Source organism: Pseudomonas sp. S2_C11, from assembly GCF_054668395.1.
In genome coordinates this window covers 2379391-2394723 of record NZ_CP162765.1, presented here as the reverse complement: position 1 = coordinate 2394723, position 15333 = coordinate 2379391, and the positions used below count along the sequence as shown (strand labels likewise).

Below are 15333 nucleotides of genomic sequence, written 5' to 3'. Positions count from 1 at the left end.
ATGATCTCTCGCTGGACCACTGCAGTACTCGACACCGATCAACCCGGCGGCTGGGCCGTAGCGCGCAGCCCCGAAGGCTTCCTGTTCGATGACAACGGCGCACTGTTCCCGCGCGAGTGGCTCAAGCGCCAGGACCTTTCAGTCCTCGCTGAGCACGGGATTGGTCATCTCGACGGCGAACCGGTCTATCTGCTTGAGTTGCACAGCGTCAGCGATGTGCCCGGTTGCGGCTGGAAGGGGCTGCGAGCGTTCATGCTCGAAGGCGATCACACGTTGTACAAAGTGCTCGGCTATGCCGCACAGATCGGCACTTGGGCACGAGAGCATCGCTTCTGCGGCAACTGCGGCCAGCCGATGACGCAAGTCCCGCGCGAACGAGCGATGTATTGCCAGCCGTGCGATCTGCGCAGTTATCCGCGCATTTCACCAAGCATGATCGTGCTGATCACCCGTGGCGACGAAATCCTTCTGGCGCGCTCGCCGCGTTTCGTCACCGGGGTTTACAGCACGCTGGCCGGTTTCGCTGAGCCGGGGGAATCGGCCGAGGATTGCCTGATTCGCGAAGTGCGTGAAGAAGTGCAGATCGAAGTGAAGAACATCCAGTACATCGGCAGCCAGTGCTGGCCGTTCCCGCATTCGATGATGCTCGGCTTCCATGCCGAATATGCCGGTGGCGAAATTGTCTGTCAGGAAGACGAGATCGAGGACGCCCAGTGGTTCAACGTGCATGACTTGCCGCCGTTGCCGGCGTCGCGTTCGATTGCCCGTTACCTGATCGACGTCTACGTCGCGCGGCGCTTAGGCCACGCTGAACCAGTGCTGCCAGGCTAGGCGCACAGTCAGGCCAAGCACTACGGTGATGAACACTGGACGAATGAATTTGGCGCCGCCGCTGATCGCGGTGCGCGCGCCAAAGAAAGCCCCTACCATCACCGACAGGCCCATGCACAGGCCAATGATCCAGTCGACCTGTCCGGAGAAGATGAACACCGACAGCGCCGCGATGTTGCTGACAAAGTTCATGCTGCGCGCCACGCCGCTGGCCTTGACCAGGTCGATCGGGTACAGCAGCAGACTACTCACGGTCCAGAACGCGCCCGTGCCGGGGCCGGCCACGCCATCGTAGAAGCCGAGGCTGAAGCCTTGGGTCGATTGCCATTTCTTTTTGATCGGCGCGTCGCTGTCCAGCGGCGCTTTCGGCGTGCCGCCAAACAGCAAATACAGGCCACAGGCGAAAACGATCACCGGCAGCATCTTGTTCAGCCACTCGGCCGGGAGGTAATGCGCAACCACCGCGCCAGTGAGCGCACCGACCAGTGTGCCGACAATGGCGTGGGTCCACTGACGTGGGTGGAACAGTTTGCGCTTGTAGAAGGTGAAACTGGCGGTCGCCGAACCGAAGGTCGAGCTCAGCTTGTTGGTGCCCAGCACCAGATGCGGCGGCAGGCCCGCCGTCAGCAGCGCCGGCGTGGTCAACAGACCGCCACCGCCAGCGATGGCATCGATGAAACCGGCAAGGAAAGCAACAGCAGCCAGAATGGCCAGGGTGGTGAGGTCAACGCTGAGTTCGAAAGGCATGGAGTCGGCTTATTCGGCAAGGCGCAGAACGTGGGCTGCGGGGAGGGCGGTTATGTTACCTGTATCGAACTGTTGCGGCGAGCCAGAGCATGCCGTCGTCAATTACAGTCTGGAATACATTCCTGTGTAGATACCGTCTTGAGCCTCACCGGGCAAGCGCAAGTTTCGGGTCATATGGCAGTCCTGACTTGAGCACTCTGTAAACGAAGTGCAGCAGCTTGCGCATTGCTGCGCAGATGATCTGCTTGGGGGCCTTGCCATTGGCTTCCAGGCGTTCTTTCATCGCCTTGATCGCCTTATTGTGTTTCAGCGCCACCATGCCAGGCATGTAAAGGCCTGCACGCAGCCGTGCTGACCCTGCTCTTGAGATCAGGGTGTGACCTTTGAGCTTTCCTGATTCCTGCAGCTTTGGATTGAGCCCTGCAGCAGCGACCAGTTGGCGAGGATCACTGTATTTGCGCAAGTCACCCAGTTCGGCGAGCAATCGTTCAAGCGTTTTTTGTCCGATGCCGTCGATGGTTACGATGAGATCCCGCATCTGACGCATATCCGGGTCGTCATCGATGTGTTTTTTGATCGCCTTATGCGTTTCTACGATCTCTTTTTCGATATGGCGCAGAACGGAGTTGATCGAGTCTTTGACCTTTTCGTCGGAAACGTCCAGACGATTGAGCTCCATTTGTTCCATTTCCTGAAGGTCATCCAGGCGGCGCACCATTGCTTTTAACTGGCGGTATTTCAGCGGCTCAGGCGCCCATGGGTGAAGTTTTTGATCCTTTTCCCGGGCAAAGTCGGCGATCAGTTTGGCATCGCTTTTATCAGTCTTGATGCGGCGCAGTTCGCTGTCAGCGTACGCTTTGGTCGTAGCCGGGTTCACGACGCAGACCCGGAAGCCTTTGTTGTAAACGAATTCCGCGAGCTCCAAATGGTAGACGCTGGTGGCTTCCATCACGATCAGGGCCGAACGCTCGGCATTTTTTTCTAGCCACGCCTCAAACTCTTTAAAGCCCTTTGGATCGTTGGCCAGCTTGGCCTTGGTTTTGTGCTTGCCGTTGGGCTGGTGTGTAGCGATATCAAAGGTGTTCTTTGCGATGTCGACGCCAACGAAACCGGACATGATTGATTCTCCACTTGTTCCCTGTTGCGATCATCACGTCACTCTGTCCAACCTTGCGAATGCGGGCTCTCGCCGCAGGCGGGCCCAAGATACCGTGCGAACTGTACGAGTGAGTGTGGAGGGCTGGAGCACGATCTACGTCACAGGCAAAAAGCCTAAGGAGCTGCGCGGCTTCCAAGTCCCTCCCTCGATGATCAGTCGAGAACTATCGCTCCTGACGGAGCGTTAGTCGAGATACAAGGAGCTGCCGAAGGCTGCGATCTTCTCGGGCGCGGAGCGCACCGGCTGCTGCGCGTGGGAACGATCAAATCAAGATCAAAAGATCGCAGCCTTCGGCAGCTCCTACACAGGGGTGGGTTGGCTTTAGAGACCGAGTTCGCTCAGCCCCGGATGATCATCCGGTCGGCGGCCCAGCGGCCAATGGAATTTGCGCTCGCTTTCCTTGATCGGCATGTCATTGATGCAGGCATAGCGCTGGAACATCAGGCCGTTGTCATCGAACTCCCAGTTCTCGTTGCCGTACGAGCGGAACCAGTTGCCCGAATCGTCGTGCCATTCATAGGCATAACGCACCGCGATACGCGTATCGGAGTAGGCCCAGAGTTCTTTGATCAAGCGATAATCCAGTTCCTTCGCCCATTTGCGCGTCAGAAACGCCTTGGCCTCTTCGCGGTTGTTGGCAAACTCGGCGCGATTGCGCCATTTGGTGTCGAGGGTATAGGCGAGCGAAACCTTTTCCGGATCGCGGGTGTTCCAGCCATCTTCGGCCAGACGCACCTTCTCGATCGCTGACGCATGGTTGAATGGCGGCAATGGCGGACGCACCTGGGCTGCAGTCGACATGTTCAATCTCCTGTTTCATTTAATGTATGAACAACAAGTCCGGCTTATTAAGAGTTACAGGCCCAATAACTTTCGCGCCATGCATTGCGCATTATCGGCGGCACTGTGATCACCCATCACAAGCGCTATGGTAATGGCGCCTTCAATCAGGATCAGCAACTGTCTGGCCAATAGTTGCGGATCCTCGGCACCATATTCGGTACATAGCTCGCACACGTAGTCGAGCAGCTTCTGTTTGTGTTCTTTGGCCACCAGTCGCACTGGATCCTGTGGATCACCGGTTTCGCCGCTGGTGTTGATGAAGGCGCAGCCGCGAAAACCTTCCGAGTCGAACCAGCCTTTGAGCACGGTAAACAGGTTGAGCAGGCGATCGGCCGGGGTTTCGGCCTGATCGACGGCACTTGTGAACCAGTGCATCCAGCGAACATCGCGTCGCTGAAGGGCCGCGACAACCAGTGCGTCCTTGTCGGCAAAGTAACGATAAATGCTTTTTCTGGAGACGCCGGCGGTCTTCACCAGCAGATCCATGCTGGTGGCAGCGATGCCACTTTTGTAGATCAATTTTTCGGTGACATCCAGAATGATGTCGCGTGTGTCATTGCTGATTGATTCGTTCATGTGGCGAACAGTAGAACGGCCGTTCTCCTTGGTCAAGCGAATTTCTTCAGCGTGTGTGAAAACGCTTTCGCGAGCAGGCTCGCTCCCACAGGGGAATGCATTTCAACGGTGGGAGCGAGCCTGCTCGCGAAGGGGCCATTACGGACACTGACAAGACCCGGCGCAGACGATGGTGTAAGCTCTCAAACTCTTCGGAATCGAACCTTGCGAGCCTTATGCCGTTGCTTTTCAAACGTTCTCTGCTGCCCAAACTGCGCAGCTTCGCGCTGACCGCCGAGGCGGTGAGCATTCTGTCCAGTGCTGCCGAATTCCGACGCTGCCTGCTCGAGCAAATCGCCGCAGCGACCCAGCGCATCTACATCGTTGCGCTGTATCTGCAGCAGGACGAAGCCGGTCAGGAAATCCTCGATGCCCTGCACGCAGCCAAGCTCAAGCGTCCCGAGCTGGAAATCGCCGTGGTGGTTGACTGGTTACGTGCCCAGCGCGGTCTGATCGGCGCGGGCAAGCAGCCGGGCAACGCCGCCTGGTATCAGGACATGACCCGCACGCACCAGAGCGAAGTGCCGATCTACGGCGTGCCGGTGCAGACCCGCGAGCTGTTCGGCGTGCTGCACCTCAAAGGCTTCGTGATTGACGACAAGGTGGTCTACAGCGGCGCGAGTCTGAACAACGTCTACCTGCACAAACTCGACAAGTACCGCTTCGACCGCTACCACGTGCTGCACAGTCGCGAGCTCGCGGATTCGATGCATCATCTGGTCAAGCACGGACTGATCGAATCGAAAGCCGTGCATCGCCTCGACCTGCCGAACCTGCCGAGCACGCGCAGCCTGCGCAACGACATCGGCGACCTGCGCAGTCGCCTCAAGTATGCGACCTACGACACCGGCGCCGGCAGCACCAGCAGAGATGGGCTGTCGGTCACGCCACTGCTCGGCGTCGGCAAGAACAACCCGCTGAACCGGGCGATTCTCGAACTGATCGCCAGCGCGCAAAAGCAGCTGACCATCTGCACGCCGTACTTCAACCTGCCCCTGGGCGTGATCCGTGAGATCAACCGCGCGCTGGCCCGTGGCGTGAAGATCGACATCGTGGTTGGCGACAAGACCGCCAACGATTTCTACATTCCGCCGAGCGAGCCGTTCAAGGTGATCGCCGCGCTGCCGTATCTATACGAAATCAGCCTGCGCCGCTTCGCCAAACGCCATCAGCACAGCATCGACAGCGGCCAGTTGAACCTGCACTTGTGGCGCGACGGCGACAACACCTATCACCTCAAGGGCATGTGGATCGATCAGCGCTACACCTTGCTGACTGGCAACAACCTCAATCCGCGCGCGTTTCGCCTCGACCTGGAAAACGCGCTGCTGATCGAAGACCCGAAAGGCGAGTGGCTGGAGCCACGGGCGAGAGAGCTGGAAAACATCTTCCGCCATACCACGCGGATCGATAACTTCCAGTCGCTTGAAACGCTGCCGGATTACCCGGCAGGGGTGGCGAAGTTTCTCAAGCGGGTGAGTCGGGTGAGGATTGAGCGGTTGCTCTACAGGATTCTCTAGCGCGTCCGGAATTGCTTTCGCGAGCAGGCTCGCTCCCACAGGGAAATGCATTCCAACTGTGGGAGCGAGCCTGCTCGCGAAGGGGCCAGACCAGAGGCTAAAAAATCAGTTCAGACCCAACTTCCCGCGCATCATCGAAAGATCCTCCGCCAGCGTATTCACCGGCCCGACCAGCGCTTTGCGGTCGTTGTCCTTGACCTTGTCATAGGTCTCAAACCCGCCATCTGCCGTTTTGTACTTGGCGAGGATCTTGTCGACCGTGGCGAAGTTCTTGTCGACCTTGGCAACAAACGCCTTGTCCTGCTGTTCGATCTGCGGACGGAACAGATCAACGATCTTCTTCGCCCCGTCGATGTTGCCCTGGAAGTCGTACAGGTCGGTGTGGCTGTAGCGGTCTTCCTCGCCGGAAATCTTCGTCGCCGCGACTTCTTCCAACAGCGCAGCAGCGCCGCCGACGACCTTCTCTGGCGGGAAGGTCAGACCGGCCACACGGGTTTGCAGGTCCTGCACGTCTCTGTTCAAACCGTCGGCCAATGCATCCAGACCCTTGGTGGTTTTTTCCGCGAACAACGAATATTCGATCCGGTGAAAGCCAGTGAAGTCCTCGGCCTTAACGCCTTTTTCGTGATCGTCAACGCGAGAATCGATGGACGCATCGAGATCGCTGAACAGCTCGGCGATCGGCTCGATCGACTCGTAATACACCCGCGTCGGCGCGTAGAGCTTCTGCGCGGTGGCGAGATCGCCTTTCTTCACCGCGTCGGTGAACTGCTGGGTGTGGCTGGCCAGCTCATCGAGTTTCTCGGTGACGTAAATCTTGTAGTCCGACACCGGCCCCACCAGATCCAGCGGCGCGGTCGCGGCGAACGCCGCCAGCGGGGTGTTGAGCAAACCAAGGGTCAGCAATAACGCGAGTGGCGTCTTTTTCATGGGGCGGCTCCAGTGTCGGTTGGGTGTCATGCGGTTTTGTTTTGGGAGGTGGCAGCGAGTAACGAGCGACCGATGAAATCGTCATCGCCGGTAGCGCCGGGCAGGGTGAAGAAGTAACCGCCGCCGACCGGTTTGAGGTATTCCTCGAGCGGTTCACCGTTGAGGCGGGTCTGCACGGTGATGAAGCCTTGTTCCAGGTCAGCCTGGTAACAGATGAACAGCAGGCCCATGTCGAGCTGGCCGTTCTTGTTGACGCCGTTGGAGTAGTTGAACGGCCGCCGCAGGATCAGATTGGCCTGGGTCGCGGCGGTGCGCGGGTTGGCCAGACGAATGTGCGCATCGAGCCTGGTCAGCTTGCCGGCGGGGTCTTTGCTGTAATCCGGCACTTCGCTTTCAGTGTGGCCACCGATGGGCGCGCCGCTGCTCTTGACCCGGCCGAGAATGCTTTCCTGCTCCTGCAACGGCGTGCGATCCCAGCGTTCGACGAAGTTGCGGATGATGCGCACCGCTTGATAACTGCCGTGGGCAGCCCAGTCCGGTTCGTCACTGTCCGGTTGTACCCAGACAATCCGCTCCATGGCCTTGGCGTCGTTGGAATCAGGGTTGGCCGAGCCATCGCGAAAACCGAGAAAGTTGCGCGCCGACTGCGCCGGCACACCGGGTTTGGCCGGCGCTTGCGGCGGGACGCTGCCTTCCTGTTTCCAGCGCACCAGCAGCAGGTCGGGCAGGTTCTTGACGATGTCGCGCAGGGCGTGAATGTTGGTGTCGGCGGTGTTGGCGCAGAACTGCAGGCTCAGGTCGCCATGGCAGCAATCGGCGTCCAAGGCATCGTTGGGGAAGCCAACCATGCGTTGCAGACGCTTGGGCTTTGCCGCCGCCAGACCGAAGCGCTCGTCGAACAGCGAATCGCCGACGGAAACGGTGATGGTCAGGTTGTCCGGGGTGACCACCGGGCCGAGGATGCCGGAGTCCAGCGGCGGCAGTTTCGGGTCGATCTGCGCGACCGGGCCGCCCTTCATTAAAAACGCAATGCGTTCGTTGAGGGTGCGGAACAGCCGCTCGAGGTCTTCGCGATCGCTGGCCAGCACATCGAACGCCACCAGCATCCCGGAGGCCGGGCGCGGGGTGACGATGCCGGCCTGGTGCAAGCCGTGGAAATCGTGGCGGTCTTCGGTCTTGTCGCTGCTCGGTGCTTCGGTAACTTGCGCAGGCGGCGCGGCCATGGCCGGGCAACTCAGCGCCGATCCGGCGAGGGCGACACCGGCGGCGCCCATGCCCATCAGCACGCGGCGCCGTTGCAGGTTGAGAGGTTCTGAATCGTTCATCTGTCGTGGTCTTCTGCTTACAGGCCGGAAAGGCCGAGGGCGGGGTCGATGCCATCCAGTGCCGTGGCCAGAGCCTTGGCTTTGGCGGCGATCTGCTGGCGTTGCGCGGCGGTCACGGCGTCGTAACTGACGTAGCCATCGGCGGATTTGAAGAGGTGGAGTTGGCTGTCGAAATCGTCCAGCGCCTGGTCGATCTTCGGCAACAGCTCAGCAGCGGATTTGCTCAGCATCGGGCGCAACAGGTCGACGACCTTGCGCGCAGTCTGCGCGTTCGCGGCGAAACCGTTGAGGTCGCTGTGGCTGTAGCGTTCTTCTTCGCCGCTGCCAGCGCGCACATCGGCGAGGCCGTTGAGATTGCGCACGACGATACTCACCAGTTGCTCCGGTGGCAGCGACTGCGCGAGCAACTGTTGCTTGAGGGTGGTGACGTCAGCGAGCAAGCGCTGGGCAATCGGCGCGACATCGTCGAGTTTGCGTTGCTCGAACAGCGCGTATTCGAGGCGATGGAAACCGACGAACGCCGGATCCTGCTCGCGCTTTTCGAAATAATCGGCGCGGGCATTGATGTGGTTGTCCAGCTCGGCCAGACGCTGCGCCGCCGGCGCCAGACGCTGATAGGCAGCACGCGCCGGCAGGTACAACGCTTGCGCCTGCGCCAGATCACCACTGGCGATCGCCTGATTCAGCGCCGTCGCCGCTTTGATCAACGCGCTGCCCTGAACGGCCAGATACACGCGAAATTCCGACAGCGGCCCGACGAACGCGACCATCGACGGCTTGGCCTTGGCCGCGGCATCCGAGGCTGCCGTCGGCGTCACGTGCAAAGTGCCGCGCGGGTTGCTGAGCAAGCCGCAGGTGATCGCATAGTCGCCCGGTTGCAGGTTGGCGTTAATCACCTGGCTCAGGCCCGGCGCGATGTTTTCCCGCTCTTCGACCACCAGCACGCCGTCGAGAATTTCCCACTCGACCGCCCGCTCGGAGCGGTTGACGATGCGGAAACTGGCGCGGCCGGCGGGCACCGTCAGTGTGTTCGGCTCGCAACTGTGCGGATGGATGTTGACGACGATTTCGTCATGGTTGTGCTGACGCTTGGCGGCGGCCATGTTCGAGGCGTACCAGAACAGCCCGCCGGCGGCGACCATCAGCAGCACCGAGCCGGCCAGCGCCCAACGCAGGGCCGGAGGGGTTTGGGTAGTAGACATGAAGGGCCTTATTGGCTGGAAACGGAAGTCGTTGGCGTCGCCTGGCGCGGCGCGGGCATGAAGAACATCACCAGCGCCAGCAGCAGATAAACCAGGTACGCGCCAAGAGTGCTGACGGTCGGCGCATCCTGATAGCCGAACATGCCGGCCAGCACCGAGCCCAGCGGGCCGTCCATCGGCAGCGTCGCGCTGAAGTCGAACAGCACCGTTTGCAGGTGATTCCACAGCCCGGCTTCATGCAGCGCCTGCACCGAGTTGGCGAGGATCCCGGCAGCGACCACGAGGATGAACAATCCGGTCCACTTGAAGAATGCCGACAGATTCAGGCGCATGCTGCCGCTGTAGATCAGGAAACCGACAATCACCGCCAGGATCAGGCCGAGCAGGGCGCCGATCGGCGCGCCCGGGCCTTCGCTTTGCTGGAACACGGCGAGCAGGAAGAATACGGTTTCCAGGCCTTCGCGAGCGACGGCGAAAAACACCATGGCGATCAGTGCAATCACTTGATGCCTGGATTGCGTCAGCGCTTGATCCAGAGAGGCTTGCAGCGAGTGCTTGATCGACCGCGCGACCTTGCGCATCCAGAACACCATCGAACTGAGAATACCCACGGCGACCAGACCGACGACGCCCTCGAACAACTCCTGCTGCTTCTGTGGGAATTCAGCGCTCACCAACTCCAGGCCACCGCCGACCAGCAGGGCAAGGGCAGCAGCGAGGAAGACGCCGATCCACACCGCTGGCATCCATTGGCCACGGCCGGTCTGCTGCAAATAACTGGCAATGATGCCGACGATGAGCGCGGCCTCGATGCCTTCGCGCAACATGATCAAAAAGGGAACGAGCATTGGCGAGCCACAGCGATTTAGATAGGAGGCTAAGTTGTAACATAATGACACTCATTCCCAAATGGCATTCATTGACATTTAGCTGAACGTTAGCTGAACAACTGTGATTCCTGTGGGAGCGAGCCTGCTCGCGAATGCGGTATGCCTGTGACATTTGTTTATCTGACACATCGCGTTCGCGAGCAGGCTCGCTCCCACATTGGCCCTGCGGTGAAATCAGCAGCTGGGTTAAGATGCCCACCACCCAAAAAACAACAAGGTTCACCTCGCTCCATGGCGGAAAAAGACACCATTGCCATTCAACTGGTGCGCGAAGCGCTGCTGCAAAGTTGCGCCCCGGGCGCGGCAACGGATGAGGCGTTGACCAAGGTCGGCATCGATCCGGCTTTGTTAGCGGCCGATGAGGGCAGGGTGCCGGCCTCGCAATACGCCAGACTCTGGCGCCTGCTGGCACGACGCGGTGATGACGAGTTCTTCGGCATGGACCCGCGCCCGCTCAAATCCGGCAGCCTGGCGTTTTTGTGTCGCAGCGCCATGGCGCAACCGACGCTGGCGGCGGCGCTGGATACCGGTCTGACGTTCCTTTCGCTGATGCTGGAAAAACTGCCGGCGCAACTGGCGCATCAGCAGAGCCTGGCGGAAATCGTCCTGCTCGAAGACGACGCCGAACCGCGCCGCGCCTTCACGTATTTCACTTACTGGATGATCGTGCACGGCGTCGCGTGCTGGCTGGCCGGGCGGCGGATTCCGATTCTGGCGATTGAACTGCGCTGCGCCGAACCGGACTTTACCGACGACTATCGGGTGATGTTTTCGGAAAACCTGCGCTTCGAACGTCCGCGAACACGAATGATCTTTTCCGCTGATTGCCTCGATCTGCCGGTCAAACGCAGTGCCGAAGAACTCAAGCGCTTTCTGGCCCAGGCGCCGGCGAACATTCTGGTCAAATACCGCGACCCCGACAGCCTCGCCAGCCGGATCAAGCAGGATCTGCGGCAAGTGCCCGCCGAGCATTGGCCGGAAACCGAGGCGCTGGCTCAGCAATTTTGTATGTCCGCGTCGACATTACGCCGGCGTCTGGCCGAGGAAGGGCAGACTTATCAGGGGCTGAAAGACAGCGTGCGCAAAGAGCTGGCGATTACCTGGCTGGCGGAGCCTTCGATCAGTTTTGTCGAGATTGCTGCACGGCTGGGCTTTGCTGATGCCAGTTCGTTCTACAAAGCGTTTCGCAAGTGGTCGGGGTCGAACCCGGGGCATTACCGGACGCTGATCCTCAATGAGGTGGTCTGACCCGACGCCTTCGCGAGCAGGCTCGCTCCCACATTTTTGAAATGCGTTCCCCTGTAGGAGCTGCCGAAGGCTGCGATCTTTTGATCTTGTACTTGATGGTAAAAATCAAGATCAAAAGATCGCAGCCTCGTTGCACTCGTCAGCTCCTACAGGGCATGCGGCCGCAACCTCTTGGCCAAACCAGTCAACCACGTTGATAGCTTTGACCATTGCCCCAAGGCCCGCGCGGCGCGACTATCCCTGTGTTGTTTACGGTTCCCAGCCTAATAAAAACACCGAGGGATTCTGGCAATGCGCGATTACTTGTCTGCCACCGAACAGTTCAACTATCAGCACACCGTCGATGCGTCGCTCAGCGGCACGCTGGCGGCACTCAACGCCTGCGTTGAATGTTGCGACCGCCATGCCTTGCCCGGGCGCATTGCGTTGTTCTGGGAAGGTCGCGACGGCTCAAGTGCGACTTACACCTTCACTGATCTGCAAGACAAAGCCGCGCGTTTCGCCAATTTCCTCCTCGCCCAGGGCGTGCAGAAGGGCGATAAAGTCGCTGGCCTGCTGCCACGCAACGTCGAATTGCTCATCACCGTGCTCGCCACCTGGCGCATCGGCGCGGTGTATCAGCCGCTATTCACCGCATTCGGCCCCAAAGCCCTCGAACATCGCCTGAACAGCTCGGGGGCTAAAATCGTGGTCACCGATGCGTTCAATCGGCCCAAGCTCAATGAAGTCAGCGCATGCCCGACCATCGTCACCGTTGGTGGCGCCAAAGGTCAGGGCATCGTACGTGGTGATTTCAGTTTCTGGGCTGAGCTGGCCAACCACTCCAATGTTTGCGAACCGGTGTTACTGACCGGCGAAGACCCGTTCCTGCTGATGTTCACCTCGGGCACCACGGGGCCGGCGAAAGCGCTGTCAGTGCCGCTCAAAGCCATCGTCGCTTTCCAGAGTTACACCCGCGATGCGGTGGACCTGCGCCCTGAAGATGCGTTCTGGAATGTCGCCGATCCGGGCTGGGCCTATGGCATCTATTTCGGCGTCACCGGGCCGTTGGCGCTGGGCCACCCGATTACCTTCTACGATGGCCCGTTCACCCTCGAAAGCACCTGCCGGGTGATCAACAAATACGGCATTACCAATCTCACCGGCTCGCCCACTGCCTATCGTTTGCTGATTGCCGGTGGCGAGGAGTTTGCCAGATCGATCAAGGGCAAACTGCGCATCGTCAGCAGCGCCGGTGAGCCGCTGAACCCGGAAGTGATCCGCTGGTTCGCCGATAACCTCGACGTGGTCATTCACGATCATTACGGCCAGACCGAACTGGGCATGGTGCTGTGCAACCACCACGGCCTCGAGCACCCGGTGCATGTCGGCGCCGCCGGTTTCGCTTCGCCGGGCCATCGCATCGTCGTGCTCGATGAGCAGTACAACGAACTCGACGTCGGTCAGCCGGGCATCCTCGCCATCGACCGCCCGCAGTCGCCGATGTGCTGGTTCGGCGGCTACGAAGGTGCGCCGACCAAGGCCTTCGTCGGCAACTACTATCTAAGCGGCGACACCGTGGAGTGGAACCCGGACGGCAGCATCAGCTTCGTCGGCCGCAGTGATGATGTGATCACCACTTCGGGCTACCGCGTCGGCCCGTTCGACGTGGAAAGTGCGCTGATCGAACACCCGGCCGTGGTCGAGGCGGCGGTCGTCGGCAAACCCGACCCGGAACGCACCGAACTGGTCAAAGCCTTTGTCGTGCTGAGCGCGCAGTACCGCGCCGCGCCGGAGTTGGCCGAGGAGCTGCGCCAACACGTGCGCAAGCGTCTGGCCGCGCATTCGTACCCGCGTGAAATCGAATTTGTCAGCGAATTGCCCAAAACCCCGAGTGGCAAATTGCAGCGCTTTATCTTGCGCAACCAGGAAATCGCCAAGGCTCAAGAGGCCGCGGCGCACAGAGTTTCAGCTTGAATCCAAGGGAACACCGTCATGCAGATCGAGAACAAGGTTTTTATCGTCACCGGCGGCGCGTCAGGCCTCGGTGCCGCCAGCGCTGAATTGCTGGTCAGTGCCGGCGCCAAAGTCATGCTGGTCGACATGAACGCTGAAGCCGTCGCCGCTCAGGCGCAGCGCCTGGGTGCGCAAAGCGTGGTTGCTGACATCAGCAATGAGGCGGCTGCCGAAGCGGCGGTGCAATTGACGATCGCCGCGTTTGGCAGCGTAAATGGCCTGATCAACTGCGCCGGCATCGTTCGCGGCGAGAAAATTCTCGGCAAGAACGGCCCGCACGCACTCAGCAGCTTCGCGCAGGTGATCAACGTCAACCTGATAGGCAGTTTCAACATGCTGCGCCTGGCTGCGGCGGCGATCGCCGAGAGCGAAGCCAATGCTGACGGCGAGCGTGGAGTGATCATCAACACCGCCTCGGTCGCAGCGTTCGACGGCCAGATTGGCCAGGCCGCGTACTCGGCCTCGAAAGGTGCGATCGCCAGCCTGACTCTGCCGGCCGCCCGCGAACTGGCGCGCTTCGGCATCCGCGTGATGACCATCGCCCCGGGCATTTTCGAAACGCCGATGATGGCCGGCATGACCCCGGAAGTGCGCGATTCGCTGGCCGCGGGTGTGCCATTCCCGCCGCGTCTGGGCAAGCCTGCCGAATACGCCGCGCTCGTGCGCCACATCATCGAAAACAGCATGCTCAACGGCGAGGTGATCCGTCTCGACGGCGCCTTGCGCATGGCCGCCAAGTAAGGAGGATTAGTCATGACTATGTCCAATGATCCGATTGTTATCGTCAGCGCTGTCCGCACACCGATGGGCGGTTTTCAAGGTGAACTGAAAAGCCTCACCGCACCGCAACTCGGCGCGGCGGCGATCAAGGCTGCGGTCGAACGCGCCGGTGTCGCCAGCGACGCGGTTGATGAAGTGCTGTTTGGTTGCGTACTGCCCGCCGGCCTCGGTCAGGCGCCGGCACGTCAGGCTGCCCTGGGCGCCGGACTGGATAAATCGACGCGCTGCACCACGGTGAACAAGATGTGCGGCTCGGGCATGCAGACCACCATCATGGCTCACGACATGCTGCTTGCCGGCAGTGCCGACGTGGTGATCGCCGGCGGCATGGAAAGCATGTCCAACTCGCCGTACCTGCTCGATCGCGCCCGCGCCGGCTATCGCATGGGCCATGCCCGCGTGCTTGATTCGATGTTCCTCGACGGCCTCGAAGACGCCTACGACAAGGGCCGCCTGATGGGCACCTTCGCCGAGGATTGCGCCGAGGCCAACAGCTTCAGCCGCGAAGCGCAGGATGCCTTCGCCATTACCTCGACCACCCGCGCACAACAGGCGATCCAGGACGGCAGCTTCAAGGACGAAATCGTCCCGCTGACGGTGACCGTTGGCAAAGAGCAGGTGGTCATTAGCAACGATGAGCAGCCGCCAAAAGCCAAACTCGACAAGGTTGCCTCGCTGAAACCGGCGTTCCGCGAGGGCGGCACGGTCACCGCAGCCAACTCCAGCTCGATTTCCGACGGCGCGGCGGCGCTGGTGCTGATGCGCCAGTCCCACGCGCAGCAACTGGGCCTCAAGCCGCTGGCGGTGATTCATGGCCACGCTGCGTTCGCTGATACCCCTGGCCTGTTTCCCACCGCGCCGATTGGCGCGATCAAGAAACTGGTGAACAAGACCGGTTGGGCGCTGGATCAGGTGGATCTGTTTGAAGTGAACGAAGCGTTTGCCGTGGTCGGCATGGCGGCGATGACGCACCTGGAGATTCCCCACGACAAGCTCAACGTGCATGGCGGCGCCTGCGCGCTGGGCCATCCGATCGGCGCCTCGGGAGCGAGGATTCTGGTGACGTTGCTCGCCGCGCTGCGGCAGAAACAGCTCAAGCGCGGCATTGCAGCGATCTGCATTGGCGGCGGCGAAGCCACGGCCATGGCTGTGGAATGCGTTTACTGAAGGCATCGCCGATCAACTGTGGGAGCGAGCCTGCTCGCGAAGACGTCGTTTCAGCCGGCACATGCGTGACTGATACACCGC

14 protein-coding genes are annotated in these 15333 nt (G+C 60.6%); 6 read left to right on the top strand and 8 right to left on the bottom strand.

The window, feature by feature from the left end; translation table 11 throughout:
* Positions 1-831 carry an NAD(+) diphosphatase gene (gene nudC, locus AB4N48_RS10840; RefSeq protein ID WP_095180000.1) on the top strand — a complete coding sequence of 277 codons (831 nt, stop codon included), beginning with the start codon at positions 1-3 and terminating at the stop codon, positions 829-831.
* Here the strand turns inward: nudC and AB4N48_RS10835 are convergent.
* The 4 genes from AB4N48_RS10835 to AB4N48_RS10820 form a co-directional block, all read right to left on the bottom strand.
* Positions 799-1578: a TSUP family transporter gene (locus tag AB4N48_RS10835; protein ID WP_016774706.1), complete on the bottom strand. Its 780-nt coding sequence runs from the start codon at positions 1576-1578 to the stop codon at positions 799-801. The genes nudC and AB4N48_RS10835 overlap by 33 nt on opposite strands.
* A 145-nt stretch (positions 1579-1723) precedes the next feature.
* Positions 1724-2695, bottom strand: coding sequence for an IS110 family RNA-guided transposase (locus AB4N48_RS10830; RefSeq protein ID WP_460095409.1), 972 nt, complete (start codon positions 2693-2695; stop codon positions 1724-1726).
* Positions 2696-3058: 363 nt separating this feature from the next.
* Positions 3059-3538 (bottom strand): nuclear transport factor 2 family protein, encoded by a 480-nt coding sequence (locus tag AB4N48_RS10825; RefSeq protein WP_041480390.1) that lies wholly within the window; start codon positions 3536-3538, stop codon positions 3059-3061.
* Between the two features lie 54 nt (positions 3539-3592).
* Positions 3593-4156 carry a TetR/AcrR family transcriptional regulator gene (locus AB4N48_RS10820; RefSeq protein WP_460095558.1) on the bottom strand — a complete coding sequence of 188 codons (564 nt, stop codon included), beginning with the start codon at positions 4154-4156 and terminating at the stop codon, positions 3593-3595.
* 215 nt (positions 4157-4371) lie between these two features.
* Here AB4N48_RS10820 and pssA point away from each other — a divergent pair, with 215 nt between their 5' ends.
* Complete coding sequence (gene pssA / locus AB4N48_RS10815; protein WP_406229112.1) at positions 4372-5715, top strand: CDP-diacylglycerol--serine O-phosphatidyltransferase; 1344 nt, start codon at positions 4372-4374, stop codon at positions 5713-5715.
* A gap of 105 nt (positions 5716-5820) precedes the next feature.
* Here pssA and efeO (AB4N48_RS10810) read toward each other — a convergent pair whose 3' ends face one another.
* The 4 genes from efeO (AB4N48_RS10810) to efeU are packed head-to-tail and all read right to left on the bottom strand — an operon-like array spanning position 5821 to position 10020.
* Entirely contained in the window at positions 5821-6645 is an 825-nt protein-coding gene (efeO, locus tag AB4N48_RS10810) for an iron uptake system protein EfeO (RefSeq protein WP_460095408.1), read from the bottom strand.
* Between the two features lie 26 nt (positions 6646-6671).
* On the bottom strand, positions 6672-7970 hold the full coding sequence (gene efeB / locus AB4N48_RS10805) for an iron uptake transporter deferrochelatase/peroxidase subunit (protein ID WP_460095406.1): 1299 nt from the start codon (positions 7968-7970) through the stop codon (positions 6672-6674).
* 17 nt (positions 7971-7987) lie between these two features.
* Entirely contained in the window at positions 7988-9172 is a 1185-nt protein-coding gene (gene efeO, locus AB4N48_RS10800) for an iron uptake system protein EfeO (protein ID WP_460095405.1), read from the bottom strand.
* Between the two features lie 8 nt (positions 9173-9180).
* Entirely contained in the window at positions 9181-10020 is an 840-nt protein-coding gene (gene efeU / locus AB4N48_RS10795) for an iron uptake transporter permease EfeU (protein ID WP_460095404.1), read from the bottom strand.
* Positions 10021-10293: 273 nt separating this feature from the next.
* Between efeU and AB4N48_RS10790 the strand changes: the two genes are divergently transcribed.
* The 4 genes from AB4N48_RS10790 (at position 10294) to AB4N48_RS10775 (ending at position 15252) form a co-directional block, all read left to right on the top strand.
* On the top strand, positions 10294-11310 hold the full coding sequence (locus AB4N48_RS10790; RefSeq protein ID WP_460095403.1) for an AraC family transcriptional regulator: 1017 nt from the start codon (positions 10294-10296) through the stop codon (positions 11308-11310).
* Positions 11311-11601: 291 nt separating this feature from the next.
* Complete coding sequence (locus tag AB4N48_RS10785) at positions 11602-13266, top strand: AMP-binding protein (RefSeq protein WP_460095402.1); 1665 nt, start codon at positions 11602-11604, stop codon at positions 13264-13266.
* An 18-nt stretch (positions 13267-13284) separates the two neighbouring features.
* Positions 13285-14046, top strand: coding sequence for an SDR family NAD(P)-dependent oxidoreductase (locus AB4N48_RS10780; protein WP_460095401.1), 762 nt, complete (start codon positions 13285-13287; stop codon positions 14044-14046).
* A 12-nt stretch (positions 14047-14058) separates the two neighbouring features.
* Positions 14059-15252 carry an acetyl-CoA C-acyltransferase gene (locus AB4N48_RS10775; protein ID WP_460095400.1) on the top strand — a complete coding sequence of 398 codons (1194 nt, stop codon included), beginning with the start codon at positions 14059-14061 and terminating at the stop codon, positions 15250-15252.
* Positions 15253-15333 lie beyond the last annotated feature (81 nt).

Bases quoted from the DNA above. Each gene is read 5' to 3' on its own strand.
- pssA (WP_406229112.1), top strand. From the start codon at position 4,372: ATGCCGTTGCTTTTCAAACGTTCTCTGCTGCCCAAACTGCGCAGCTTC.
- efeB (WP_460095406.1), bottom strand. From the start codon at position 7,970: ATGAACGATTCAGAACCTCTCAACCTGCAACGGCGCCGCGTGCTGATG.
- AB4N48_RS10785 (WP_460095402.1), top strand. From the start codon at position 11,602: ATGCGCGATTACTTGTCTGCCACCGAACAGTTCAACTATCAGCACACC.
- efeU (WP_460095404.1), bottom strand. From the start codon at position 10,020: ATGCTCGTTCCCTTTTTGATCATGTTGCGCGAAGGCATCGAGGCCGCG.
- AB4N48_RS10820 (WP_460095558.1), bottom strand. From the start codon at position 4,156: ATGAACGAATCAATCAGCAATGACACACGCGACATCATTCTGGATGTC.
- efeO (WP_460095405.1), bottom strand. From the start codon at position 9,172: ATGTCTACTACCCAAACCCCTCCGGCCCTGCGTTGGGCGCTGGCCGGC.
- nudC (WP_095180000.1), top strand. From the start codon at position 1: ATGATCTCTCGCTGGACCACTGCAGTACTCGACACCGATCAACCCGGC.
- AB4N48_RS10825 (WP_041480390.1), bottom strand. From the start codon at position 3,538: ATGTCGACTGCAGCCCAGGTGCGTCCGCCATTGCCGCCATTCAACCAT.
- efeO (WP_460095408.1), bottom strand. From the start codon at position 6,645: ATGAAAAAGACGCCACTCGCGTTATTGCTGACCCTTGGTTTGCTCAAC.
- AB4N48_RS10790 (WP_460095403.1), top strand. From the start codon at position 10,294: ATGGCGGAAAAAGACACCATTGCCATTCAACTGGTGCGCGAAGCGCTG.
- AB4N48_RS10775 (WP_460095400.1), top strand. From the start codon at position 14,059: ATGACTATGTCCAATGATCCGATTGTTATCGTCAGCGCTGTCCGCACA.
- AB4N48_RS10835 (WP_016774706.1), bottom strand. From the start codon at position 1,578: ATGCCTTTCGAACTCAGCGTTGACCTCACCACCCTGGCCATTCTGGCT.
- AB4N48_RS10780 (WP_460095401.1), top strand. From the start codon at position 13,285: ATGCAGATCGAGAACAAGGTTTTTATCGTCACCGGCGGCGCGTCAGGC.
- AB4N48_RS10830 (WP_460095409.1), bottom strand. From the start codon at position 2,695: ATGTCCGGTTTCGTTGGCGTCGACATCGCAAAGAACACCTTTGATATC.